At 71.8% G+C, this 24,585-nt stretch carries 24 protein-coding genes and 1 pseudogene; 10 read left to right on the top strand and 15 right to left on the bottom strand.

The features are described 5' to 3' along the window. Positions 1 to 207: 207 nt before the first annotated feature. The 11 genes and pseudogenes from KWI83_RS11180 to KWI83_RS11130 all read right to left on the bottom strand — a co-directional run. Positions 208 to 747: pseudogene (locus KWI83_RS11180) on the bottom strand (FAD/NAD(P)-binding protein); the annotation flags it as partial. Next, the gene (locus tag KWI83_RS11175; protein WP_218514150.1) at positions 744 to 1,658 is read right to left on the bottom strand and encodes an NAD(P)-dependent oxidoreductase; all 915 of its coding nucleotides are present in this window, start codon (positions 1,656 to 1,658) and stop codon (positions 744 to 746) included. The gene KWI83_RS11175 and the pseudogene KWI83_RS11180, both read right to left, overlap by 4 nt. Before the next feature lie 3 nt (positions 1,659 to 1,661). Continuing rightward, complete coding sequence (locus KWI83_RS11170; protein ID WP_218514149.1) at positions 1,662 to 2,219, bottom strand: hypothetical protein; 558 nt, start codon at positions 2,217 to 2,219, stop codon at positions 1,662 to 1,664. After that, a complete protein-coding gene (locus tag KWI83_RS11165; RefSeq protein ID WP_218514148.1) occupies positions 2,216 to 3,883 on the bottom strand; it encodes a class I adenylate-forming enzyme family protein in 1,668 nt (555 codons plus the stop codon). The genes KWI83_RS11170 and KWI83_RS11165 overlap by 4 nt, the downstream gene beginning before the upstream one ends. Beyond that, on the bottom strand, positions 3,870 to 4,760 hold the full coding sequence (locus KWI83_RS11160) for a hypothetical protein (RefSeq protein ID WP_218514147.1): 891 nt from the start codon (positions 4,758 to 4,760) through the stop codon (positions 3,870 to 3,872). Before KWI83_RS11160 ends, KWI83_RS11165 begins: the two co-directional genes overlap by 14 nt. Then, positions 4,757 to 5,995, bottom strand: coding sequence for a beta-ketoacyl synthase (locus KWI83_RS11155; protein WP_218514146.1), 1,239 nt, complete (start codon positions 5,993 to 5,995; stop codon positions 4,757 to 4,759). The genes KWI83_RS11160 and KWI83_RS11155 overlap by 4 nt, the downstream gene beginning before the upstream one ends. Beyond that, on the bottom strand, positions 5,992 to 6,249 hold the full coding sequence (locus KWI83_RS11150) for an acyl carrier protein (RefSeq protein WP_218514145.1): 258 nt from the start codon (positions 6,247 to 6,249) through the stop codon (positions 5,992 to 5,994). The genes KWI83_RS11155 and KWI83_RS11150 overlap by 4 nt, the downstream gene beginning before the upstream one ends. Then, positions 6,246 to 6,521 carry an acyl carrier protein gene (locus KWI83_RS11145; RefSeq protein WP_218514144.1) on the bottom strand — a complete coding sequence of 92 codons (276 nt, stop codon included), beginning with the start codon at positions 6,519 to 6,521 and terminating at the stop codon, positions 6,246 to 6,248. Before KWI83_RS11145 ends, KWI83_RS11150 begins: the two co-directional genes overlap by 4 nt. A gap of 103 nt (positions 6,522 to 6,624) precedes the next feature. Continuing rightward, complete coding sequence (locus KWI83_RS11140) at positions 6,625 to 8,055, bottom strand: class I adenylate-forming enzyme family protein (RefSeq protein WP_218514143.1); 1,431 nt, start codon at positions 8,053 to 8,055, stop codon at positions 6,625 to 6,627. A 5-nt stretch (positions 8,056 to 8,060) separates the two neighbouring features. Then, positions 8,061 to 9,254: a 3-dehydroquinate synthase II family protein gene (locus KWI83_RS11135; protein ID WP_218514142.1), complete on the bottom strand. Its 1,194-nt coding sequence runs from the start codon at positions 9,252 to 9,254 to the stop codon at positions 8,061 to 8,063. Then, on the bottom strand, positions 9,251 to 10,087 hold the full coding sequence (locus tag KWI83_RS11130; RefSeq protein ID WP_218514141.1) for a 2-amino-3,7-dideoxy-D-threo-hept-6-ulosonate synthase: 837 nt from the start codon (positions 10,085 to 10,087) through the stop codon (positions 9,251 to 9,253). Before KWI83_RS11130 ends, KWI83_RS11135 begins: the two co-directional genes overlap by 4 nt. Positions 10,088 to 10,510: 423 nt before the next feature. On the opposite strand from KWI83_RS11130, the gene KWI83_RS11125 reads away from it, so the two are divergent. Both KWI83_RS11125 and KWI83_RS38340 read left to right on the top strand, forming a co-directional pair. Beyond that, positions 10,511 to 11,893 carry an MFS transporter gene (locus KWI83_RS11125; protein ID WP_218514140.1) on the top strand — a complete coding sequence of 461 codons (1,383 nt, stop codon included), beginning with the start codon at positions 10,511 to 10,513 and terminating at the stop codon, positions 11,891 to 11,893. Between the two features lie 31 nt (positions 11,894 to 11,924). Beyond that, complete coding sequence (locus KWI83_RS38340; protein WP_256362062.1) at positions 11,925 to 12,113, top strand: MarR family winged helix-turn-helix transcriptional regulator; 189 nt, start codon at positions 11,925 to 11,927, stop codon at positions 12,111 to 12,113. Positions 12,114 to 12,322: 209 nt separating this feature from the next. Here KWI83_RS38340 and KWI83_RS11115 read toward each other — a convergent pair whose 3' ends face one another. Further along, complete coding sequence (locus KWI83_RS11115; protein WP_218514139.1) at positions 12,323 to 12,589, bottom strand: hypothetical protein; 267 nt, start codon at positions 12,587 to 12,589, stop codon at positions 12,323 to 12,325. Continuing rightward, entirely contained in the window at positions 12,586 to 13,743 is a 1,158-nt protein-coding gene (locus KWI83_RS11110; RefSeq protein ID WP_218514138.1) for an NAD(P)-dependent oxidoreductase, read from the bottom strand. The genes KWI83_RS11115 and KWI83_RS11110 overlap by 4 nt, the downstream gene beginning before the upstream one ends. Positions 13,744 to 14,367: 624 nt before the next feature. On the opposite strand from KWI83_RS11110, the gene KWI83_RS11105 reads away from it, so the two are divergent. Then, positions 14,368 to 15,555 (top strand): type III polyketide synthase, encoded by a 1,188-nt coding sequence (locus KWI83_RS11105; RefSeq protein ID WP_218514137.1) that lies wholly within the window; start codon positions 14,368 to 14,370, stop codon positions 15,553 to 15,555. Positions 15,556 to 15,690: 135 nt separating this feature from the next. Here KWI83_RS11105 and KWI83_RS11100 read toward each other — a convergent pair whose 3' ends face one another. Then, on the bottom strand, positions 15,691 to 17,853 hold the full coding sequence (locus KWI83_RS11100; protein ID WP_218514136.1) for a SpoIIE family protein phosphatase: 2,163 nt from the start codon (positions 17,851 to 17,853) through the stop codon (positions 15,691 to 15,693). A gap of 905 nt (positions 17,854 to 18,758) precedes the next feature. Here KWI83_RS11100 and KWI83_RS11095 point away from each other — a divergent pair. Beyond that, on the top strand, positions 18,759 to 19,415 hold the full coding sequence (locus tag KWI83_RS11095; protein ID WP_218514135.1) for a DUF1326 domain-containing protein: 657 nt from the start codon (positions 18,759 to 18,761) through the stop codon (positions 19,413 to 19,415). Between the two features lie 35 nt (positions 19,416 to 19,450). Here KWI83_RS11095 and KWI83_RS11090 read toward each other — a convergent pair whose 3' ends face one another. After that, the gene (locus KWI83_RS11090) at positions 19,451 to 20,287 is read right to left on the bottom strand and encodes a DUF2182 domain-containing protein (RefSeq protein WP_218514134.1); all 837 of its coding nucleotides are present in this window, start codon (positions 20,285 to 20,287) and stop codon (positions 19,451 to 19,453) included. A gap of 551 nt (positions 20,288 to 20,838) precedes the next feature. Here KWI83_RS11090 and KWI83_RS11085 point away from each other — a divergent pair. The 6 genes from KWI83_RS11085 (at position 20,839) to KWI83_RS11060 (ending at position 24,575) form a co-directional block, all read left to right on the top strand. Further along, positions 20,839 to 21,189, top strand: coding sequence for a MerR family transcriptional regulator (locus KWI83_RS11085; protein ID WP_218514133.1), 351 nt, complete (start codon positions 20,839 to 20,841; stop codon positions 21,187 to 21,189). 243 nt (positions 21,190 to 21,432) lie between these two features. After that, positions 21,433 to 21,636: a cold-shock protein gene (locus KWI83_RS11080; RefSeq protein ID WP_007383480.1), complete on the top strand. Its 204-nt coding sequence runs from the start codon at positions 21,433 to 21,435 to the stop codon at positions 21,634 to 21,636. A gap of 162 nt (positions 21,637 to 21,798) precedes the next feature. Then, on the top strand, positions 21,799 to 23,292 hold the full coding sequence (locus KWI83_RS11075; RefSeq protein WP_218514132.1) for a DEAD/DEAH box helicase: 1,494 nt from the start codon (positions 21,799 to 21,801) through the stop codon (positions 23,290 to 23,292). Between the two features lie 78 nt (positions 23,293 to 23,370). After that, positions 23,371 to 23,796 carry a CBS domain-containing protein gene (locus KWI83_RS11070; RefSeq protein ID WP_218514131.1) on the top strand — a complete coding sequence of 142 codons (426 nt, stop codon included), beginning with the start codon at positions 23,371 to 23,373 and terminating at the stop codon, positions 23,794 to 23,796. A gap of 56 nt (positions 23,797 to 23,852) precedes the next feature. Further along, positions 23,853 to 24,140 (top strand): SCO5918 family protein, encoded by a 288-nt coding sequence (locus KWI83_RS11065; RefSeq protein ID WP_218514130.1) that lies wholly within the window; start codon positions 23,853 to 23,855, stop codon positions 24,138 to 24,140. A 54-nt stretch (positions 24,141 to 24,194) separates the two neighbouring features. Continuing rightward, positions 24,195 to 24,575: a hypothetical protein gene (locus tag KWI83_RS11060; RefSeq protein ID WP_218514129.1), complete on the top strand. Its 381-nt coding sequence runs from the start codon at positions 24,195 to 24,197 to the stop codon at positions 24,573 to 24,575. Positions 24,576 to 24,585 lie beyond the last annotated feature (10 nt).

Raw genomic sequence — 24,585 nt, 5'->3', positions numbered from 1 at the left:
CGAAGAAGGCGGAGAAGTCGGAGAAGTCGGAGAAGTGGCGGGCAAGGGACCTTCGACCTCCGGAAGCAGCAGCGCCGCCCGCGCGATCGCGTCCGAGTCCTCCAACGTCACCGAGCCGACGCCGGGCCGTACGCCGACCGCCGTCACCCAGCGCACCCCCTCCGTCGGCACCCCGAACGCGAACCGGCGCGGGTGCGCCCGGCCCGCCGCGTCCATCCCGGCCAGCCGTCCGCCGTCCGCCAGCGCCACCGTCTGCCGCCCGTCGGGGGTGTCGTCCAGCGCGACCGCGGTCGACCGGTGCGTGTGGACCGTCACCTCCTCGGGCGCGGTGCTCACCAGATGCCGGAGCACCCACTCCAGGTAGTGGCCGTGGAACGCCCGGGTCGGACAGGAGTCCGGACCGAGCCGCCGTGCCTCGTCCAGGACCTGGCGCGGGTGGCCCCCGGTGTCCTGCCCGATCGTGCGCGCCCACGCGTAGAGGCTGGGCCCCGGCGCCGACGGCCCCGCGCAGTCCACGCTGTCGTCGGTGAACAGGGTCACCTGGGAGGCGACCGTGTTCATCAGCAGCTCGCCCGGCTGGCCGGTGCGCCACACCGCCCCCGGACCGGGCGGGTCCGGGTCGACCAGGTGGACCGCGACCGGCCGGGCGGTGCCTTCGGCGTTGGCGCAGATCCGCTCCAGGACGGACAGCCCGCGCGGACCGGCGCCGATCACACAGACGGAGAGGGCGTCGCCGGGTCCGGTCATTCCTCGCCCAGCCCGTCGCGCCAGCTCGGCCGCAGGGGCTTCCAGCCCAGTGCCGTACGGGCCCGGTCGTTCGCCGCGCCTCGTGCCGTGGTCAGCTGGTGGGCCACGAACCAGCCCAGCAGCCGGGGCGCGAGTGCCGCCGGGACGGTGCGCGGGGGCGGGGCGCCGAGCGCACGCGCGTAGTGCGGGAGCCACTGTGCGGCCGGGGCCGGCTCGTCGTCCGTCACATGGAAGCGGCCGGTCGCCTCGGATCCGACGGCCGCGACGGCTGCCTCCACCGCGTCGTCCACGTGCAGGAACGACGTGACTCCGGCGCCGCCCTCCGGCAGCGGGAACTTCCCGCCCAGCACCCGCTGCCCGGTCCCGCCGTCCCGGGCGTACGCGGTCCCGGGGCCGTACAGCGTGCCGTACCGCAGTACCGCCCCCGCGAGGCCGCTCCCCGAGACCAGCCGCTCCAGCTCGGCGACGGCACGCACGGTGGCGGCCCAGCCGGCGTCCGGGGCGTCCACGTACAGCGGCGCGTCCTCGTCGAGGACCGGCGGCCCTGCCGGCGCGGCGGCGAAGGCGATGGACTGCGCGACCAGCCGCCGCGCCCCGGCCGCGCGGGCCGCCTCGACCAGGTTGGCGGTGCCCTCCGTGCGCAGCCGCGCGGTCTGCGCGAAGGCGCCCGGAGGGTCCTCGCGCAGCAGCCGCAGCGCCGACAGCTGGTGCACGACCACCTCGGGCCGGGCGGCCGACACCGCCGCCAGCACGGCCGTGCGGTCGAGGGCGTCGGCGACCACGACCCGGTCCGCCTCCGGGGCCCGCGACTCGTCCCGCACCAGTGCGCTCACCTCGTGGCCCCGCGCCCGCAGCGCGCCCACCAGCGGACGTCCGACCACGCCGGTGGCCCCGGCGACCAGCACGCGCATACGTCAGCCCTCCCCACCGGCGGAGACCGGCGTGGCGACCCGCATCAGCAGACGGCACGCCGTGTCGCCGTCCCGCAGACAGCTCTCGGCCCTGTTCTCCGTGAGGGTCACGCCGAGGCCCTCCGACCAGCCCGCGTGGATGTCCGTGCACGGGCAGCGGTAGCCCTCCAGCGAACCGGCCATCCGCACCATGGTGATGGCGAAGTTCCGCTTCAGGGTGAGCACGATCAGGTCGTCGCCCTCCACCTCGGTGGAGGCGTTGCGCAGCTCCGGCGGGAACATCCGGTCACCGCAGTCGTCGTAGCGGCGGCGCAGTTCCTCCAGGTCCTTGCGGGTGTCACCGGTGCCGGGGAGCGGACCGGCCAGGCGGCCCACGCGCTGTGCGACGTGCAGGGCGATCTTGCGCAGCGCCTCGGCGTTGATCTCGTTCGCGGCCTCCTGCCCGAACCGCGCGGCCACCCCCTGGTACCAGTGGGCGTCGTGCTGCCACCACAGCCGGTAGGCCTCGCTCGCCCGGGCGCGGTGGTTGACGCCGTCGCCGCCGGTCGTGTTCGTGCTCATGCGTGCTGCTCCTCGGCGGCGAACCTGTCGCGCATCACTCGTTTGAGAACCTTGCCGGTGGCGCCCTTGGCCACGTCGTCGGGCTTCATCCGCAGGGCACGGTGCACCGGAGGGAGTCCGGCGGCGGTCAGCACCGAGTTGACGCGCCCGGTCCACGTCTCGTCGCCGCCTTCGCCCGTCTCGTCCGAGAGTTGGAGCAGCGCGTACGCCTCGGCCTCTCCGTCGCCGTCCCAGTCCGCCCGTACCCCGTCCGGGGCGATCCCGACCACCGTGCAGTCGGCCAGCTCGGGCAGCTCGGCGAGCAGGAGTTCCTCGGTGCGGGTGCTGAAGACGATGCCGCCCCGGGTGCGGATGGCATCCGGTGCCCGGTCGAGGTGGTAGAAGTTGCCGTCCTCGTCCTGGTGGGCGAGGTCCCCGGTGAGCCAGTAGCCGCCGAGCCGCATCCGGTTCCAGGTCAGCGAGTCGTTCCAGTAACCGGGCGTGAGTGTCGGCGACTTCAGGCCGAGACGGCCGATCCGCCCCGGCGGCAGCGGGGTGCCGTCCTCGGCGAGCACGGCGGCCTCGGCGAAGCTGATCGGCCTGCCGACGCAGCGCGAGTAGGCCGAGGTGTCCTTGGTGTGCCGGTTGTGGAAGACGGAGTAGCCGGCCTCCGACGAGCCGAGCCCGTCCACGAAGACCGAGCCGTCCACTCGTACGCGGCGCAGGTCCCGGCCGATCTTCTCGTGACTGCCGTGTTCCACCAGGGCACGGATGTGCGCCTCGTGCGCTGCGTCCCCCGTGTTGAACCACACCTGCACGCTGGACAGGTCACGCCTCGTCAGGTCCTCGGCGGCCATCTCGCCGAACGTCCCGGCGAAGGCCAGCACGGTGGTCGGCCGGAACTCCTCGACGGCGTCGAGCACGTCTGCGCCGCGCTGGCTGGACAGGAGCTTGATGTCGGTGCGCAGCAGCAGGCAGTACAGCAGCGTCGCCACCATGGCGTTGTGCGCGCCCGGCAGTCCCACCAGGGTCCGCTCCATGTCGGTCCCGGTGGAGTAGCGCAGCCGGTGCAGCTGCGCGTACATCAGGGTCCGGTGGGTGTGCGGTACGCCCTTGGGCATACCGGTGGTGCCGGAGGAGTGCGAGATGAGCACCGGGTCGGTCGCGTCGTGCCGGTACGGGTACGACGGCGGCAGCGACGCGCGGTGCTCCGGGCGGATGTCGGCGGCGGTGACGTGGAAGCCGAGCCCGAGCGCGGAGTCCGCGAGCACCTCCCGGTGGGCCTCGTCCGTGAACGCGCCGACCGCGCCCTGCCGGAGTACGTACGCGCGTGCCGTCTCCGGGGCGAGATTGCCGTTGACGAACGACGGGATCGCGCCGAGGGACGTCAGCGCCAGGAAGTTCACCGCGAACTCGGCGCTGGAGTGGGAGTGGATGGCGACCGGGTCGCGGGGACGTACACCGTGGGCCGCGTACCAGCCCGCGTACGTCTCGACCGCCTCGCACAGCCGGCCCAGCGTCAGCACCTCGGGGCGGCTGCCGTCGGGCGCCTGCCAGGTGGCGTCCGTCCGCAGTACGGGTTCGTCGAGCGGGCGGCCGTACGCCCTCAGGCGCTCCAGGACGTTGCCGGCGCCCAGTTCGGTGTCGGAGCAGATCCGCGCCCGCTCCTGCCTACTGATGAGCATGGGTCTCCGTATCGTCGGTGGTATCAGCGGTGTCGGCGGTATCGGCGGTGAGGACGAACGCGGCGGGGCCGGGCAGGAGCAGGTTCCCGCCGTCCCGCAGCAGCCGCCGGTGGGCGGCGGCCAGGTCGAACAGGCGCTGGATACCGCCGGGACGGTCGATGGGCCCGGCGTCGGGGCCGGGGGTCTCCGCCGACCGGACCGTCACCGACGCCCCGGCCCCGCAGCGGCCGAGCAGCACCGCGGCCGCCAGACCGGCGGAGGCGGGGAGGCCGGGGGCCGCACCGCTGTCATGGCCCGCGGCCGGTTCCCGGTACCCCGCGGCCAGTTCCCGGTGCATGGCGGCCAGCCGTTCGCTGCCGCCCAGCTCCACGCCCAGCACCAGGACGCGGTCCAGCTCCGGGTCCTCCAGCAGCAGATCCGCCATGGTCAGGAGCTCGGTCACCGGGTCGTCGAAGGTGGAGATGCTGAACATCTGCCCGGTGATCCCGAACTCCCGGCTGATGTGGCCCAGTACGGAGTTGGGCGTGGCCTGCATGAACAGCAGCGGGTTGTGGACCTTGCCGGACACCATGCGCCGGCTGGCCAGGTCGGCGGTGGTGGTGTCGCCCAGCAGACTGGCCAGCGCCACGGCGGTGCGGGAGCCTCCCCCACTCTCGGCTTCGCTCCGGGAGGTGCCCCCACCGGGCCGCTCGGTCAGGCACCGCCTGCTCACCTCGTACGCCAGCGGGCTGAACGCGGACTCCACGAAGCCGGGCAGCCTCGGCAGCGGGATGTCGTCGTCCCGGCCGGTGCCATGGGTGGCGGTGGCGGTGGCGAGGATGCCGAGGGGTGCTCGGAGCACGGTCTTCTCGATCGGAGTCGTCTTCGTCTTCGTCACGGCCGCTCCAGCACGAGTGCGGTGTTGGCGCCGCCGAACGCGGCGTTGACGGTGAGAGCCCGGCGCAGGTCGGCCCGGCGCGGCCGGTTCGGCACGTAGTCGAGGTCGCACTCCGGGTCCGGCGCGGAGAACCCGGCGGTCGGCGGCAGTACGCCGTCCGTCAGGGCCAGCAGGGTGATCACGAACTCCACGACGCCCGCCGCCTCCAGGAGGTGGCCGGTGGTGCTCTTGGTGGAGCTGACCGGAATCGACTCCGCCCGGTCCGGGAAGGCGGCGCGCAGCCCGCGGGTCTCGGCGCCGTCGTTGTACTTGGTGCCGGTGCCATGGGCATTGACGTAGTCGAGAGCCGCCGCGTCCGGATCGCCGGCGAGCCGCAGTGCCTGCCGCGCCGCCCGCGCCAACCCGGCGCCCTCCGGGTGCGGTTGGGCGATGTGGTGGGCGTCCGTGGCCGCGCCCCAGCCCACCACCGAGGCCAGCGGCCGGCCACCCCGGCGCCGGGTGTGCTCGGCGGACTCCAGTACGACGGCCGCGACCCCGTCGCCCAGCAGCAGCCCGCTGCGGTCGGCGCTGAACGGGCGCACCATGCCGTCCCTGGACAGAGCCCGCCCGGAGTCGAACTTCCCGAAGGTCTCCTCCTCCACCAGGTAACCGCCGGCGCACACCGCTACGTCGGTCCGCCCGGAGGAGATCAGCCGGCAGCCGTGGATGATCGCGGCGGCGGAGGCGACACAGGCGTTGGTGAAGGTCAGCCGTGGCCCGGTCAACCCGAGTCGTACGGCGAGCAGTTCGGCGAGCTGGGCGGGCACGGCGTCGGCAGCCCGGACAACGGTGGGGCCCGCGTCCGCGCCCTCGTCGGTGTCCGTGTCCGTGACCGTGTCCGCGTCCGTGTCCGCGTCCGTGTCGGTGTCGGCGGCGGCACGCCAGTACCGCGTGACGCTCGTGTGGTCGCCCGCCACGCCGAGCAGGACCGCCGCCCGGGTGCCCGGGCGCAGCCCCGCCATGTCGAGGGCCTGCGTACCGCACTCGGCGAGCGCGTGGCGCAGTGCCCAGTGCTCGACCGCGTCCGGGCCGTCGGGAGCCGCGGCCGCCATCGGCGTACGGTACGGGCCGGTGTCGAACCTGGTGGTGGGGGCGAAGGCGGGGACTCCCGCGAAGACCCCGCGCCGCAGGGCGTCGGCGCCGGTGCCGAAAGCGGTGCGTACCCCGAATCCGGTCACCGTGACCTCACCGCTCATCGCGGGCCGCCTTCCTCGACGGCACGCAGGTACGCGGTGAGCCGCCGCAGTGAGGTGAGCCCGGAGATCTCCTCGTCACTGGGCTCCACGACCAGGCCGTAGCGTTCCTCGATCACGTGCAGGAGCCACACCAACCCGAGCGAGTCCAGGACCAGTTCGGCGTCCTCGCCCAGGTCGTCGGGCAGTCCCGGGAAGACGTTCCGGTCCGACAGCAGTTCCCGGACGGAGTCGATGGTGAAGGTTGCCGTGCTCATGCCTTCGCACCGCGACGGATCACCTCGGCGACGAGTCCGCCGAGGGTCAGGGTGGCCAGCGGCTCGATCTCGGTGTCCGGTATCTCCACGCCGAACCGCGACTCCAGCCGCATCGACAGCTCGATCAGGCTCAGTGAGTCCACTTCCAGCCCGCCGACGGTCATCGGGCTGTCGTCCGTGATGCCGTCGCGGCTCAGCAGGACGTTCATCTCGTCGATGACCGCGGTCAGGACGAACTCGCGGATCTCGTCTTCCAGGGTCGACGTACTCATGATCGTTTTCTCCACGTGAGGGGTTCGGAACCTGTGAGGGTCGGATTCGGAACGTGAGGGTCGGAAAGGGAGCAGAGGGCAGGAAACCCGCGGCTGCCCGCCGCTACCCGCCGCTGCCCGGCAAGGCCGCCTGCAGTACCGTCGCCTGGCGCAGCAGCTTCCCGTTGGACGTGCGGGGCAGGGACTCCAGCACGCGGATCACCCGCGGCAGCTTGTAGTCGGCCAGTCGCTCGCGGCACCAGCGCAGCAGTTCCGCCTCGGACGGCCGCTCGGCCCCGTCGGCCACCGCGACGTACGCCTCGGTCACGCCCTCGTGGACCAGGACCGCCTGCTGCACCGCCGGATGCTCGCGGAGCACGTTCTCGACCTCCAGGAGGTCCACCTTGAGGCCGCCGATCACGACGAGGGAGTCCGCGCGGCCGTGCACCAGCACCGTCCCGGAGGCGTCCACCGTGGCGCGGTCCCTGGTGTGCAGCCAGCCGTCCGCGTACTGGGTGCCGCCGGAGCCGAAGAGGTACGGCGACTCGTCGAGGGCGACATCCAGTTCGCCCAGGTGTTCCCGTACCACGACGCCCGGTGCGGCCCGGCCGACCGCCGGCCGCAGCGTGCCGTGGGAGTCCATGGCGACCACGCCGGTCTCCGTGGTGCCGTAGGACTCGCCGACCGTGAGCCCGTAGCGTTCCGCGAACCGCGCCGCGACCTGCGGGGGCATCAGCTCACCGCCCGACACCGCGACCCTCAGGTCGGGCAGCGCGGGGGGATCGGAGGCGGCGGCGAGCAGTTCGTAGTGCATGGGCACCCCGAACAAGGCGGTGATCCGGTGCTCCACCGCGGTCCCGAGGATGTCGCGGGCGGAGATCCGGGGGGCGAAGACCACGCAGACCCCGGCCGCGAGCGAGTGCAGCAGCCCGGCGATCAGTCCGAAGCTGTGCGCCGTCGAGCTGAGCAGCAGCAGCCGGTCCCCCGCGCCGGGCATGCCCGCGATGTGGGTGAACCGGTCCACCTCGGCGGCGAGTGACCGTGCGGTTCTGCCGATCACCTTCGGCCGTCCGGTGGAGCCCGAGCTGAACTGGACCAGCCGGTGGCCGGTGCCGGCCGGGCGACCGCCGCCGAGGCGCTCGGTGACGACCTCGTACTCGGACCGGAAACCGAACGTCGCCCGGACGTTGGTGCCCGCGCTGACCATGAACTGCGGTCGGCAGCAGGCGCAGAGCGCGCTGACCTCGGCCGGTTTGAGCCGGAAGTCGAAGAGCAGCACCTGGGCGCCGAGCCCCCACAGCGCGAGCAGCACCTCGACCTGGGTGAAGCTGGGCGGTGTCCGCAGGCCTACGGTGCTGCCCGCCCCGATGCCGTGTCCGGCGAGGACCGCGGCCTGTTTGGCGACGCGGTCCCGCAACTGAGACCGGGTGAGCGTCTCCTGGCGGTGGGACAGGTAGGGGAGTTCCTCGTCGTGCGCGTCGAGGAGACTGCGGACGAGGGACCGCATGCCGTCGTCGTGGTGGTCCGGCGCGACGTTCGCGGCGAGTTCGCCCATGAAGCTCAGACCTCCTTGCAGAACTCGCCGATGGGGAGGCCGACATGGCGCTTGTCCGTGGCCAGGTAGCCGAGCAGTTCGTCGCCCGTCTGCAGTTCGGTGACGTTGAGGACCTTGCCGCCGGGGCCGAGCACCCGTACGTGCCAGTCGTCCTGCACGGTGAGGCTGACCAGCCGTCCGTCCTCGGCGTGGGTGCGGATCTCCAGCAGCGGCCGGGACTCCAGCTTGGCGCGGCCGACCACCACCCGCCGGGTGCGCCCGTCGGCGCCGACCGCCAGCAGGGCGGTGCCGGAGCCGACCTCGCTGAGGTAGTTGGTGCGGTTGTCGGGGCCGAGCGTGTACGAGTGCAGGGCGCCCGCGTTGACCCGGAACGGCCTGGTCGGCATGTACGGCAGCGGGTGGGTCTCGCTGCAGCACAGCACGAACCCGGAGGAGTAGGAGCCGACGAGGATGCCCTCGTCCTCCTCGAAGTGCGAGCAGGTGTCCACACAGACCCGGTCGCCGAGCCCGACGTGCCGGATGCTCTCCACGGTCAGCGTGGACAGCTCCAGTTGGGGTGTGGTGGCCTGAAGCAGCCGGGCCAGGGCGAACACCTCGTCGGCGCTGCGGGGTGTGAACAGGATGCCGTCCGAGCCCCGCTCCAGCACGTCGAAGACGATCGCCGCCTCCTCCAGGCCGTCGACGACGGTCACCAGCTTGCCCTCGGCCGACTCCGCCGCGGCGAGCACGATCTCCAGCGGGATCTTGGTCGGGTCGGCGAAGTGGATGACGGTGTACGGCAGCGCCATGGCGCCCGCGCACGACAGCTGCAGGGTGCGGTCGTCGCGTACGTCGACGAAGCCGGCGACGGGCGTTCCGGTGCCGGGAGTGCCCGGGCCGGCGGCGCGGTTGTCCGCGGCGAGGGCGTCCAGCTCGTCCTGGGTGGTGAACGTCCGCAGGAGGACGTCCCATCCGGTGGGCGGTGTGGCCTGCTTCGCGGTGTCCTTGGCTGCTTTGTCCCGCGCTTCCTTGTCGGCGGTGGCCTTCTTGACGGTCGGGCTCCCGGGCGCCAGCACCCGCGTGACCGTCGGTGGCAGGGATCCGAGCAGCTCCGCGTCGGCGGAAACCACGCCGGTCATCCTGGCGTGCACGGCCGCGTCCACGACGGCTTGGACCTGCTGTGTGGGTACTTCACGGAGATCGATCCAAGCGAACCTCATGCGACACCTGCCACGATCGTCGAGTAGTCGGTGGGGGAGTTCGTGCTCATGTCCGTGGCGCTGCCCGCGTCCTGGGACCGGCCGTGCACGACGGCGGCGAGCCGGGACACCAGCGCACAGGGGGAGGGCGCCGAGAAGATCCGGCGGCCGATGGCCAGCCCCTGGCAGCCGGCGCCCATCACCGCGGTGCCGTACGCGACGAGGTCGGAGCCGTCCGGCGGACCGCCGGCCGCGAGGATCGGGATGGGGCTGTCCGCCACCACCTCGGCCATCCGCTCCAGCGGCAGGGCGACGGAGGTCTTCACCATGTCCGCGCCCAGGTCCGCGGCCACGTTGGCCAGATGCGCGAGAAGGGCCGGGGCGTGCGGGTCCGCGATCCGCGGGCCGCGGGGGTAGACCATCGCGATCAGCGGCATGCCCCACGCGTCGCAGGAACGTGCCACCGCCCCGAGATCGGCCAGCTGCTGGGCCTCGGTGTCCGAGCCGATGTTGACGTGGACGCTCACCGCGTCCGCACCGAGCCGCAGCGCCTCCTCGACGTCGGCGACCAGCACCTTGGCGTGCACGTCGGCGGAGTGGGCGGTGCTGGCGCTCAGGTGCACCACCAGGGCGCAGCTCTTGAGGATGTCCGGGGCGAAGGCGCGGGCACGTCCCTTGTGGACGATGATCCCGTCGGCCCCGCCGTCCACCAGCGCGCGCAACAGGTCGTCCCACTTGTCGGCGGGGACGATCGGTCCGTCCGAAACGCTGTGGTCGAGCGGTACGAGGAGATGCCGGCCGTCTCCGGCCAGCGAAAGTCTTCTCAAGCGAAATAGCTTGCCGTTTTTCAGCATGGGTAATACTTCTTCCCCCTCCGTGGATCCTTCCAATGCCCGGTGTCCGAAATTCGATGGTCGTAGAAGTTTCAACTTCCTTCGGATCTCAGCATTCCGTGTGTGATCAGCCGTTGGCAAGGTGTAGCGAAGGATGAATATTCATGTCGAGTAGTGCATAAATAATGACAGCGAGTTGACAGGTGGCGAGGATTGACAGCCCTGGAGGGTATGCATTGGATTGATCTGTCCGAACTCATGGCCGCATCAGGTGTTTCGTCGCTGGTAACGCGTGTAAATAGAAGACTCCGCCGTCCGGCTTTTCGAACGGCACGGCTTCCCTGTCGAATTCCTTGTCGAAATTGAATTCCCGGGCTTAGGGTGCTTCGCGCTCCCCACCAGAACCCGGACCACACGGGCCGGGCGTATCGGAATGGATTCCCCATGCCCGAATTGCCGTCCCAGGCCACGCCCATGATCGTTACGTCCCCACAGCCGGCCCCCGCGACCGACGGGACCAAGGCGTCGCGGGTCGCCGCCGCGAGCCTGGTCGGCACGACGATCGAGTACTACGACTTCGCGGTGTACGGCACCGCCAGCGCACTCGTCCTCGGACCCGCCTTCTTCCCCTCCGGCAACGCGACCGTCTCCTCCCTGGCCGCGTTCCTCACGTTCGCAGCGGCCTTCCTCGCCCGCCCTCTGGGTGTCGCGCTGTTCGGCACGATCGGTGACCGCCTCGGCCGCCGCCGTGCCCTGGTCGCCTCCCTCTTGCTGATGGGCGTGGCAACGGTCGGCGTAGGACTGCTCCCCACCTACGAGACCGCCGGACTCCTCGCCCCCGTCCTGCTGGTGACGCTCCGTCTGCTGCAGGGCGTGAGCATGGGCGGCGAGTGGGGCGGGGCGGTGCTGCTCGCCGCGGAGCACGCGCCGCCCGGACGCCGCGCGCTGTACGCGTCCATCCCGAACGTCGGCCCCTCGCTCGGCTTCCTGCTGTCCAGCGCGGTCATCCTGCCCACGCTGAACATCGCGGGCCGGGACGGCTTCACCGACTGGGCCTGGCGGATCCCGTTCCTGCTCAGCACCGTGCTCGTCGTGGTCGGCCTCTGGGTGCGTACGGCGGTCTCCGAGTCACCGGTGTTCACGCCGCCGACCGAGGCGTCGGCGCAGGCCCAGCCGGAGGCGCGGACGCAGGCGAAGACACCCGCGCCGACGTCCCGCTTCCCGCTCGGCACGCTTGTCACCCGGCACCCCGGCCGACTGCTGCTCGGCATCGGCGCCGCGCTGGGCGGCTCGGCCGTCTACTACCTGACGATCGTCTACAGCCTCTCGTACGGGCCGAAGTCGCTCGGCATCCCCCAGAACACGATGCTGACCGCCGCGAGCGTCGGCGCGGCGGCCGGAATCGCCGTCACCCTCCCGGCCGCCGGGCTGGCCGACCGGATCGGCCGGCGCCCGGTGATGCTGACCGGAGCGGTGGGCTGCGTGCTGTGGGCGGTGCCCATGTACGCCTCGCTGAGTTCCCGCGACCCCTGGTTGATCACCGGCGCCTACACGGTCGGACTCGCGCTGCTCGCGCTGATGTTCTCCCCGGTGGCGGCCTTCCTCCCCGAACTCTTCCCGGCGCGGCTGCGCTACACCGGCGCCTCCGCGGCCTTCATCCTCGCCAACACCCTGGGTGGCGGCTTCGCCCCGCTGGCCGCCACCTGGCTGAACAGCCACTGGGACTCACCGCTCGTCCTCGGCTTCTACACCGGCGGACTCTGCCTGCTGAGCCTCCTGTGCCTGCTGGCACTGCCGGAGACCCGCGACCACGAGTTCGACGCCTGACGACACAGCGCGACGCCGAGCAGGCACGTCCTTGTCCTTGCTGCTGCGCGTGGAAGGCGCGGACACTGCGGGGATCGCCCCGGCCGGGGCGATGACCGTCCTGGTGGACGGTCTTGAGAAGGAGGGCCTGGTCCGTCGTGTCGGCCATCCGCACGACCGCCGGATCAAGCCGGTGGAGCTCACCCAGGCGGGCAGGCAGGTGGTGGAACAGGAGCTCTGACCCTCGCATGCGGCGGCAGCGGCATTGTTCGACGACTTCACGCCCGAGGAACGAGGCGAGTTGCTCAGGCTGCTGATGAAGGTGGCCGACTCCTTGCGCGCACGCGGGATCGACGTGCCCTCACCTGGCCAAGGTTGATCCTCGAACCCCGCCCGGACCGGCAGCCCTGCGCCGCGATCCAGGGTGCGGTCGGATCACCTCCCGCGGGATCACCGCTTCTTCAACACGCACTCAACGGCAGACGGTGTACGGGCTTGTCCGGGCTGCTGCGGCAGCCGGACGCCCCGGACGAGGCGGCCGTCGAGCCCTCCCCGGGGCTGGACAGGCTGCCCGACCTGCTGGTCCAGCGGCTGCATGCTGCGCTTGGCGCGGCACATGGCGATGACGCCCTCGACGGACGCCACGACGGTGACCCACACCGGACGCCGCCCGCGCGGCGGGCTGCGCCAGCGTGACCGCCGGCCTCGCAGCGTCAAGCGGGCACCCAAGCTCTGTGCACACGAAGGCGTTCCCCGACCGGACGTCCGACCGAGCCCGACCCGACCCCGTGCTCGTCCGAGCACGCACTCTGCCCACCGGTGTCGCACGCTCGGCACGGACCATGTCGTCGAGCCCGGCCGCTACGTCCCTCCGACTTCGAGGCCCCGCTGGACGGCGAGGGAGCCTCCGGCATGACGCCCTGACGCCCTGACGCGGTGACGGCTGTGGCGGAGCGGGAGAGCGTGTCGGTGCGGGCCTCGATGGCCTGGATGACCGACACCATGTCGAGGCGGCCGTTGCCGAGCCCCACGGTTTCGCCGTAGAGGCCGCTGCTGAGGTCGAGCAGGGGTGTGGCGCAGCCCGCCGCGCGGGCGGCGTCCGCGATGAGCCGGGTGTTGGCGTAGCCGTCGGAGGTGGCTGCCTGGACCGAGAAGTCCCGGGCGATGAGCTTGGGGATCTTCACGCGGGTGACGTCGCAGGCCATCGGGCCGGAGTCGATGGCGGCGCGGAAGGTGTCGAGGTCGAGGCCGTTGCGGTCGGCGAAGTGCACGGCTTCGGCCAGGCCGACGAGCATCGTGTCCAGGTACAGGTTGACCGCCAGCTTCATCAGCATCCCCGTGCCGGGCGGACCGCAGAACACCGTCTGACGGCACATCGGGGCGAGCAGCGGGCGGACTTCCGCGACGGTGTCCGGATCGCCGCCCAGCAGCGACACCAGTTCGCCCGCTTCGGCGGGCTTCTTCGAGCCGGACACCGGGGCTTCGACGAAGCGGCCGCCCGCGGCGAGGATGTCCGCCGCGAGCCCGCGCGCGTACTCGGGCGAGGTCGAGCCCATCGACACGACGACGTGGCCGGAGACCAGCTGCGCGAAACCGGGCGTGCCGCGCCCCAGGACCGTGTCCGTCGCCTCCTCGTCGACGAGCATGACGACCACGATGCGGGCGCGCGCGAACACCTCCTCGACGTCCGCCGCCACGGCGGCGCCGGCGGCACGCAGCGGCTCGGTGCGCTCGGCGGTCCTGTTCCAGACGACGAGCCTGGTGCCGGACCTGGCCAGGTTGAGCGCCATGGGCCGGCCCATGACGCCGAGCCCGACGAAGCCGATCTCCTCCTGCGGCCGAGGGGCGCGGTCCGCTGCCGAGTACGTCATGTGGAAACTCCTGATCTCGTGCGGGATGTGATCCGTTCGGCCGGGCCGTGCGTGTGGCCGACCATCGGGGCCGGTCGGGCAGCCTGGTTCAGATGACCGGTCAGGTCCTGACCGCGGTTGTCGAACAGGGAGCGGTGGAAGTGCGCCGCTCTCCCCGGCGGATCCCAGTCTGCTTCTCGGCGAGCCAGTCGTCCGTGTCCGCGATCGTCGCGAAGGTTTCCGGGACGGGACGCAACACGCCGTCAGGTCCCCAACCGCGCGCCTGGTAAGGCCGCCCCACACAGCCCGCCGCGCCCGTACGGCTTCTCGTCCTCGGAGAGGCGACAGCCGGATCCGTGAGCTGCCGCCGTGCACCCACGGACTCCTGGTCCCGACACGGTAGGTCCGCGGCACCGCGCCGGAGCGCCTTGGGCCGCAGCGTGCGCCGTGTCACACACATTGCAAACCGCCCAAGTTGCTCAGGTCACAGCGGAAATGTCCATTTGGCCTCCATGCTCGAAACGGATGCCGACGCCCTAAGTGGGGCGTATTGGTATCGATTTGGACGCGAAGTGCTGAAGTGACCCATGTCACAGCATTCGTGATGTTCCCCTCCCCTTTGTTCCCCGTAGAAAGGTGCCAATTGTGGCCGCTTACCTGTGCCCTCCTGCCGTGATACATGGCAAGCACACCGTGGAGACCAGCCAGATCGTGGCGGAAGTGCGCGGTCGGCACCCGCACGCGGTGTGGGCGCCGCGGATCGACGGCATCGCGGCCAGTACGGGCATAGAAGCCCGCGGGTGGATGCTGCCGCTGGAGACCGCCGTCGCCCCTGGCAACGGGAGCGGCCTGCGGGCTGTCGGCAGCGGGTCGGCCCGGGAGGCGCTGGCCCGCGACGGGTTCACCGAGCAGGACGTGGACCGGGTCATCGCCGCCCTTGAGGCGATACCCGCGCCGCAGACCGTCCAGGAGCGCACCGCGCCGGCCTGGGCGGCCGTGCAGGCCTACGGGGAGCATGCGGCGCGCGGGGCCCTGCAGATCGCCGGGCTGGACGCCGCGGACGTGGACTGCCTGATCACCAGTCACTCCACCACCCCGGCGCTGCCGGGGCTGGACGTCGCCCTGGCCAACAAGCTCCCGCTCCGGGGCGACGTGATGCTGCTGCCGGCCACGCAGTGGGCCTGCATCGCCGGGACCCGTTCCCTGGCGCTGGCGGCGGACCTCGTGGCCGCGGACCCCGACCGGGTGGTCCTGGTCGTGATCGCGGAAGCGCTGAGCACGACCTACCAGCCCGCGGACGACACTCTGGAGTCCTTGATCGTCCGCTTGCTGTTCGCGGACACCGCGGTCGCCGCGGTGGTCACGGGCCGCCCGCGGCCCGAGTCGATACTGCGGCTGGACGCCGCCTGGCACCACACGCTGCCCGGCACCCAGGACCTGCACCGCCTGGAGACACGGGCGGACGGCACCCACTTCGTGATGGACCGGCGCGGGCCGCGCGCCGTACAGGAGACGGTCACCGCGATGTGGGAGTGGTTGCGCGTCCGTTACCAGGACCACCCCGACTCCTGGCATCCCGACGTTCTGCTCGCGCACCCGGGCGGGACCCGGGTGCTGGAGTACATGGAGCAGACGATGCCCGACGGGTGGCCGACGGGGCTGCTGGACTACAGCCGGGACAGCTACACCAGCGGCAACCGCGGAGGCGCCGCCGTGTTCGACATCCTGCGCAGGGCGCACGACGCCAAGCGGCAGGAACCGGGCGATCGTGCCGTCCTGTACGCGGCGGCCCCCGGCCTCACGGCCACCGCCCTGGAAGGGGAGTGGCTGTAGGGCGAGCTTGCGCCACCCGTACCAGCGGACGGCCGCCCGTACCAGCGGTGGCGCCGCCCGTACCGCCCGCACCGCGCGTGGGGCGCGGGTGGCGCCGCCGGGCGAGCGCGCGCACCCGCCCCACCCGCAGCCGCGTTACCTCGCGACGGCCGCCCAGACCACTTTGCCGGTGTCCGTCCACCGCACCCCCCACCGGGTGGTGAGGCTGTGCACCACGTGCAGGCCACGACCCCCGTCGTCGAGGAGCCCGTTGCGGCCCAGCCGCGGCCTGCCGTTGCCGGTGTCGCCCACCTCGCACAGCAGCCCGTGACCGGCCCTGATCAGCCGTACCGTGATGGGTCCGCCGGCGAAGCGGACCGCGTTGGCGACCAGCTCGCTGACCACCTGCACCACGCTGTCCCGGGTGTCATCTCTGGTGCGCCACTGCCCCAGCAGCGCGGAGACCAACGTGCGGGCCCGGGCGGCCGCGTCGTCGCGGGCGGGCAGACGCCAGGTCGCGGTGTCCCCCTTGCGGTAGCCGATCATGCGCGCGAGCAGCAGGGTCACGTCGTCGCGCCGGCGCACAGGCGCCAGCGCGGCGACCACGCGCCGCGCGGCCTCCTCCAGGGCATCCCAGGGGTGCACCGTGGACACGGTGTCCGCCAGCCTGCCGATGCCCTCGTCGATCGACAGGGCGGGATCCTCCACCAGGCCGTCGGTGTAGAGGGCGAGCAGCGAGCCCGGCGGCGTGGCGAACGCGTGCACCTCGAACGGCTCCCGCAGCGCGAACTCGGCGCCCAGGCCGGGGTGAGGGCGGACTGCGAGCGGCCCGGCGGGCCCGTCCGGGGGCACCAGGACCGGGGGGAGATGGCCGGCGCTGGACAGCGCCACGTGCTGGCTGACCGGGTCGTACACGGCGATGCAGCAGGTCGACCCGAGGGCGCTGTAGCCGGCCGCCAGCCCGGACTCCGCGTCGTCCAGCAGCGTCACGGTCTCGTCCAGGTGCTCCAGCACCTCGTCGGGCGCCAGCCCCGCGGACAGCAGCGCGCGGGCCTCCATGCTCAGCTGCCCCATGGTGGCCGCGGCTCCCAGGCCGTGCCCGACGACGTCACCGACCACCAGCGCGGTACGGCCGTCCGACAGCGGAAAACTGTTCACCCAGTCGCCGCCGACGCCCGCGCTGTCGGGGGTGGCGGGCTGGCAGACGCTGGCAGTCTCGACGGTGTCGCCGCCGGCCCGTGGCAGCAGCCGGCGCTGCAACGCCAGCACCTGCGTGTGCTCGCGCTGGTGCTGACGGGCCAGGTCGACGTGATGAGAGGTCCTGGCCACCAGCTCCTGCAGGTCGAACAACTCGTTGTCGTCGAAGGGGCGGTCCGCCCGCCGCCAGACCTCCGCCACGCCGAGAACGACGGGCGGCGCGCCGTCGAGCACCAGCGGTATGCACGCCACACCCGCCGCCCGGTCACCGGGCACCAGGGCACGCACCAGCCGCGGACTGCCGAGTACCCGCTCGATCGCCTTCCGGTCGGGTATGACGATGGCCTGCGCGGCGTCGTCACGCCGTACCGCTTGCGCCAGCAGGCGACTCGCCTCGCTGGGAAGATCGTCGCCCGGAGTCACGTAGCCGTCGGGCCACGCCCGGTCCGGCACCAGGGCCGCCCGCCGCAGCCGGACGCGCCCCTGCGGCCGGTCGGTGACCGCCTCGCCCGTCCACACGGCGAAGTCGAGGTCGACGGCGGCCACGTCTCCCCAGGCCAGCAGAGACTCCGCCAGCGACTGCGCGGTCTCGCCGATGTCCAGCGAGGTGCCGATCGCGGTCTCGGCGGCGTACAGGTGCAGCCTCCTGGCCATGGCGATCAGGGAGACGGTCAGGCCCTCCTGAGGCGCCGCGGCGGCCAGGATGCTCATCGAGACCACCAGCTCCGACCCGTCGCTGCGCCGCAGGCGCTGCACCCGGGCGACGTGCGGCTCACCGGTCTCCAGGACCTGCCGCAGCCGCCGTGTGACCGTCGGTACGTCCCCGGGAGGCAGAAGATCGACGAAAGGGCTCCCGGTCACGGCGTCCACTCCCGCGAAAACGGGGGCGTCCAGATTGCAGCGGGTGATTCTCAGATCCCAGTCGAGGTTGACCGCGCCGAGGATCTGCTCCTGACGGCCGGGTGCCGGGTTGGCGGGCACGTATCGGGGGATGGTGCGCTCGCCCTGAGAGTCGGCACGACCGGCCGCCGCTGCCGCTCCGCCGCGCGGGATGTACTGCCCCAAGGCGCTGCTGACCATGTCGAACGGCGACGAAGACGAGGGGGAGGGTGTGGCGTCCATGCGGCTCTCTCAGCTCGCTCGCCAACCCCGGCTCAGCGCCGGGGCCGTACCAGAGCCCGTGCGACGGGGCCCCGAGACCCCTGACCGCACACCTCATTCAATAACACCCGGGGCCGCTTCGCCCACACCTGCGGGTCGCCCAGTGAACCGGACAGTGATGGAGTGCGACGGTTGGTGACCAATGGTCACGCCGCAGGTCAGCGTGCCACGGCGTCGTCGTGGACAACGGCCGGGCCGCGGTGGCAGCGATCACGAAATCGACCGCCGAGGCAGAAGCCCACCCCCGCCGCCCGGCCCGTGTCCGGTCGGGATGCCGTCGCCTCGGACGACCGTCAGCCGCCGAGCGCGACTCTGCGGCGACGGGCGACGACCACCGCGCCGACGCCGAGCACGAGCGCCGCGCCGCCCGCCAGGGCGGCCTTCGGCAGAACGTCGCTCGAACCGGTCTCGGCGAGCGAGCCGCTGCCGCTGCCGGTGCCGCTGCCGCCGGATCCGTTCGCCGGAGTGGGGGAAGTGCCACCCTGCTCGGTGGTGTTGTCGGTCTTGCCGGGCTTGCCCCTCGGCGTCCTCGACCTGGTCGGGTGGCGGAAGGTGCGAGGGGCATCGCGCTGGCGGAGTGCTCACGCCGTGCGACGCCCCGGCGATCGTATGACCTGCATGATCAAGGCCACAGTCGGTTTCGCGCACCCCCGCCGGAACAGTTTCCGCAGCGTACGAATAGAGGGCACGTACAGGGACAGTTGCCTGCGCAGGCCGCACTTTTTCCGTGAGCCATCTCATCGCGGGACATCGGGTGCAAGCTGGAAGGGAGGCCGCCCGGTCATCCCGGGCGCGCGCTCGGGACACGCGGCGGTCTCGCCACTCGGAGTCAGCTCCCCCGGGCTCGGCAGGAGGAGGGAATCGAGATGACAGACCAAGTCAGCACCGGTACACGCTGGCACCTGGTCGGTGACTGGTTCGACGTGTGCAAGTGCGCCATACCGTGCCCCTGTACGTTCGCCCAGCCCCCGACCTACGGCGACTGCGAAGGCGTGCTCGTCTGGCACATCCGGGAAGGCAGCTTCGGCGACGTGCGGCTCGACGATCTCAACGTCCTGATGCTCGGCTCCTTCGTCGGCAACCCCTGGGCCGGCACGCACACCGATGCGTACGCCGCGCTCTTCCTCGACGAACGAGCCGACGAGCAGCAGCGGGGCGCGCTCGGGGCCATCTTCGGCGGTGAGGCGGGCGGGTGGCCGGCGCAGTTCGGGGAGATGTTCCGCCCCGAGATGCGCGGCATGGACTTCGCCCCCGTCCACGTCGAGATCGACGAGGATCTCGCCACCTGGCGGGCCGAGATTCCCGGCCGGGTCACGGCCACCGCCGAGGCACTGACCGGCCCGACGACGCCGGACGGCGCACGCGTCCAGGTCCACAACGCCCCGGGCGCCGAGGTCGGACCGGGCCAGGTCGCCACCTGGGGACGGGCCACTGCCGACCGTGCCGACGCGTTCGGCTTCTCCTGGGAACGCTCGGGGAAGTCGAGCAAACACTTCCCGTTCGACTGGAGCGGTCCTGACTAGACCCCGTGGGCGCCCTGCTCTCACTCCGTGGTGAGTCACATACCGCCCATCGTCGGCATCGACGCCTGCAGCCCCGGCAGCAACCAGTCCTGGAACGGTGCCAGCACGGCGAGCACGAGAAACGCCACCCCCACGCCCCGGGCGAGCAGCGGACCACGGGACCACAGCTTCTCCACGAAGATCACCACGGCAAGCCCGGCCATCGCCGCCACGTTCATCACACCGAGCGGGATCAGGACGACCATCAGTCCCGCGCAGCAGCCGACGCAGTAGGCGCCGTGATGGACACCCACCCGAAGATCGCGGGCCGACCGCCGGAACCCGGCGTAGCGCACCAGGTGGCTCATGGGGTCGCGGCAGTGCCGCAGACAGACGTTCTTGAACGGGCCGAGCTGATGCAGGCCCGCGAGCAGGAAGGCCGCCGCGCCGATCCAGCGTCCGGCGGTCGGATGGTCGTGCACCAGGCCGCCGGTGAGGGCCAGGGCCGCGTAGACGAGCAGGCCGAAGGCGATCCACACCAGCAGATACCCGCCCACGAACTCGACCGTGCGCACGGTCCGCGTCCAGCCGGAGGACTGCCGACCGATCCCGCGCGCCCACGTGATGGCCACCGGCGCCATGGACGGCAGCATCATGGCCGCCATCATCGTCACCCACATCAACAGGAACAGCGGCAGCGCCATCCCCATCGTGCCGGGTTCGACGCCCATGTCCCGGGCCTGCCCGAGCGTCAGCACCCAGGCGGGCACCGTGATCAGGACGATCAGGAACCAGGCGGCGGCGAGGTCCCGAGTCGACAGCAAGCCCCCGCCCGCTCCGGTCGGCGCGGGAGACCGGGCGGGTACGAAGGTGGAAGTCCGGCTGTGACGCATCGGGGTGTACTCCTGTGGCTGGTTCCAGGACAGCACGCATCCCTCTGCGGCGCGACTGCCCCACATGCACCGTCAGCGCGGCACAGCCACGGTCACATCGGTCCAGCCAGGCCCGACGACACCGTCCTGGTCACCCGAGGCGGTCAGGACCTCTTCTCACTGCTCGTCGTACCGCCGGACACGCCGTCCGGCGCGGAGCGGGCGCGATCCGCGCGGCCGATGTCCGGGAGCGGCGCGGCCCACGGACGAACCGGCCATGGCCACGTGTGCGGCGGCGGACGCGCGGGCCATCTGTCGGCCATCGGTGTGGTGCTCGTCCTGGCCGATGTGACGTTCTTCGCGGTCGTGGGGGCCCGGCCGTTCGTCGGCGTCCGTGCGGTGACCGTTCGCAGCCCGCCTGTCCCGGCAGCGGGAAGTCTGTCACGGCGGGGCAACATATTCCGGCCTGCCGGAGTTAGGGTTGTCGTACGAGGCAGACGGTGCTGGATCTTTCGGAGCACAGGCGCCGCGTACGCCCGGGCCCCTCGCCGCGTCCCCGAAACGAAGGTGCTATGCCCGCTGAGAACACCCCTGTCGCCGGGAACCTCGACGACGACGACTACCCCGCCTACACCATGGGGCGGGCCGCCGACGTCCTCGGCACCACCCCCGCCTTCCTCCGCGCCATCGGCGAAGCCGACCTGATCACCCCCCTGCGTTCGGAGGGCGGCCACCGCCGGTACTCCCGCCGCCAGTTGCGCATGGCCGCCCGCGCCCGTGAACTCGTCGACCAGGGCACCCCCATCGAGGCCGCGTGCCGCATCATCTCCCTCGAGGACCAGCTCGACGACGCCCTCCGCCTGAACCGGGAAATGCGCCGGAAGCTGGACGAGGACGGTGTCGATACCGGCGCGGATACCTAGACCCGCGGATACAGAATTACCCGTCGCGGCGGGGTGAGAATTCCGGACGACCCTGAAGGCGACCCCGGAAACGCATGAGCCCTTCCGCCCGTCCCTGTGTTAACGTGATAGCAGTTGCAGTTTTGGTTGCCGGAGATTTGATTCTTTGCAGAGCTTTCCGGATCTTTCCGGAGGGGTGATCACAGCGGCGACTCGGAATCCGTAAAGTGCGGAGTCCGGCACTGCCCCAAAGGGAGATTCAATATGGCATCTGGCACCGTGAAGTGGTTCAACGCGGAAAAGGGCTTCGGCTTCATCGAGCAGGACGGCGGCGGCGCTGACGTGTTCGCCCACTACTCGAACATCGCCACCAGCGGCTTCCGCGAGCTTCAGGAAGGCCAGAAGGTTACCTTCGACGTCACGCAGGGCCAGAAGGGCCCGCAGGCCGAGAACATCGTTCCCGCCTGACGCTGACGCGCTGACGCGAACCGTTCGACAAAGGCCCGCACTCTAGGGGTGCGGGCCTTTTCGCATTTTCTTCTTTTCTTCGGCTCATTCTTGTGAATCCTCATGCGGCCTCCCGCCGCTGGACGGAATTCCTCGATACGCCGCATCGAGGAAGGTTCCTCCATGAACCGCACCCGTCGTACCGGCGGCAGCTCCGGCCGCTTCCGTGCACACAGCCCTCGCCCGGCCACCGGGCGCCGGAGCGGCCCCGGAGCACGCTCCACGGCGCGCCCACAGGAGTTCACCCTGCCGGTCACCCTCACGGAGCCGCTGCCGGCGGTCGGCACGTTCGCCGAACTGGACATGCCCGACCATCTGCTCGCCGCGCTCGACGCCGAGGGCGTCACCGTGCCCTTCCCGATCCAGGCGGCCACGCTGCCGAACGCGCTGGCCGGACGGGACGTGCTGGGCCGGGGGCGCACGGGCTCGGGCAAGACGCTCGCCTTCGGCCTGCCCGTGCTGGCCCGGCTGAACGGGCAACGGGCCCAGCCCCGACAGCCCCTCGCTCTCGTCCTCGTACCCACCCGGGAACTGGCCCAGCAGGTCACCGACGCGCTCGCCCCCTACGCCCGCGCCCTGCGGCTGCGGCTCACCACCGTGGTGGGTGGCATGTCCATCGGCCGCCAGGCGAGTGCGCTGCGCGGCGGAGCCGAGGTCGTCATCGCGACCCCCGGCCGCCTCAAGGACCTCATCGAACGGGGCGACTGCCGACTGGACCAGGTCGCCGTCACCGTCCTGGACGAAGCCGACCAGATGGCCGACATGGGCTTCATGCCCCAGGTGACCGCGCTGCTCGACCAAGTCGGGCCCGGCGGCCAGCGGCTGCTGTTCTCGGCCACCCTGGACCGCAACATCGACCTCCTGGTACGCCGCTACCTCCACGACCCCGTGGTCCACTCGGTCGACCCGTCCGCGGGTGCCGTCAGCACCATGGAGCACCATCTGCTGCACGTGCACGACGCCGACAAGCACGCCACCGCGACCGAGATCGCCGCCCGCGACGGGCGAGTGATCATGTTCCTGGACACCAAGCACGCGGTCGACCGGCTGGCCAAGCACCTGCTGTCCGTCGGTGTGCGTGCCTCGGCCCTGCACGGCGGCAAGTCCCAGCCGCAGCGCAACCGGACCCTCGCCCACTTCAAGGACGGCCACGTCACGGTCCTGGTGGCCACCAACGTCGCCGCCCGCGGGATCCACGTCGACGACCTCGACCTCGTCGTGAACGTCGACCCTCCCGGCGATCACAAGGACTACCTGCACCGCGGCGGCCGTACCGCCCGCGCCGGCGAGTCCGGCACCGTCGTCACCCTCGTCCTGCCGCACCAGCGTCGCGCGATGGACCGCCTGATGGCCGACGCCGGCATCACGCCGCGATCCGTCCGGATCCGCCCGGGCGAGTCCGAACTGCAACGCATCACCGGCGCCCAGACGCCCTCCGGCGTACCCGTCACCCTCACCTCGCCGGTCGCCGAGCAGAGCGAGCGCACGGGATCCGCCGGTGGTGGCCGGAGGGGGCGCGGCACCGGCCGTGGCGGGAGCGGACGGGGAGCCCCCCGTGGCGCAGGCGGACGTACCACCGCGCGAACCCGCCGCTCCACCCCGAGGAACAACCCGTAAGCCAGGCCCCGGGACGCGCTCCCAGCGGTCGGACGAGCCGTCGCTCGGCCTGCCCGCCCCGACGAAGAGGAGAAGCCCTTGACGCCGATTCCGCCGCGCACACGGCAGGCCCGGAGCGCCGACGGCACCGGTCTGACCGCCGGTGACGCCATGCACGCTCCCGGGCCCCAGGTGGACGACCACATGACCGTCGACGTGGCCCTGTCCGTGCTCATCGGTGCCCGCGTCCCGCACCTGCTCCTCCAGGACGCGGACGGGCGGTGCGCGGGACTGGTCACCCGGGCCCAGCTCTCCGCACACCGCGGCGGCGCGTGGTACAGCGACCGGACACGGCTGCGGGACATCCCGCTCGACCGCGGACCGTTCACCTCGTCCGTGGCCGTGCTCAGCGAGGCGGAAGCCGCCATGCGGGTCCGGACCCTGGACGCGTCCCCCGTGATCGACGAGCACGGCTACGCCCTGGGCGTCCTCGGTCTGGACGGACTGACCGCCCACACGTACTGACCGCCGTGCGCGGTCGGCCCCTCCGGTGTTTCTCCCCCAACCCTGTGGAGGCATCCATGCGCTGTGTCATCGCCCATTTCCCCTTCGACCTGATCAAGAGCGAGGTCGAGCAGTCGATGAGCGGCATCACGCCCGAACCCGTCACCGGCGTCGCCGTGACCATCGGCCGCCGCGTCTACCCCGTGATGCAGGTCGGGGAAGTGATCACCAGGCAGGACCGCCGCGACTTCACCTCGGGTGAGATGCGCCGTGCGCTGACCCGACTCGGCTTCGCCTGCCACGAGGCGCCTGCGGCCACACCGGCCAGGAACACGCGAGTCGACGAAGGTGCGCCGGGCTGGTGACGCGTTGGTCCCTGCCGCACACCGACACCCGTCGACGGGCTAGGCTCCTGAGGCATGAAGCACCCTGACGACCTCCTCGTCGCGATCGCCGCGATGGTGGAGTCGCAGCGCAGCAGCCGGATGTCGCTGACCGTGGTGGTCCCGGGAGCCGTCATCACAGGACGGCTGGCCCCGGAAGCCCTGTGGAAGGAACGGGTGGCCGAGGTCCTGCGGGACTCCGAGCACCTGGGGCAGTTCGCCGCCGCGTTCGCCACGCCCCAGGGCGGCGGCGATCACCAGCCGGAGCGCGGTGACGATCCCACACACCTGCACTTCCACGTCGCCCGGATCCTCCAGGGAAGCTTCGGCATCCCCGACACGGGCGGCATGTACCGCGTCGCGCTGAAGGACGTGAGCGCCTGGACCATCGGGGACATCGGCTACTCGGACCAGTGAGGCCCGGGGC

It is taken from the genome of Streptomyces sp. TRM70350 (assembly GCF_019219825.1).
Lineage (GTDB): Bacteria > Actinomycetota > Actinomycetes > Streptomycetales > Streptomycetaceae > Streptomyces.
Note: the sequence above shows the minus strand (reverse complement) of the source record. Positions and strands in the feature narration are given on the sequence as shown.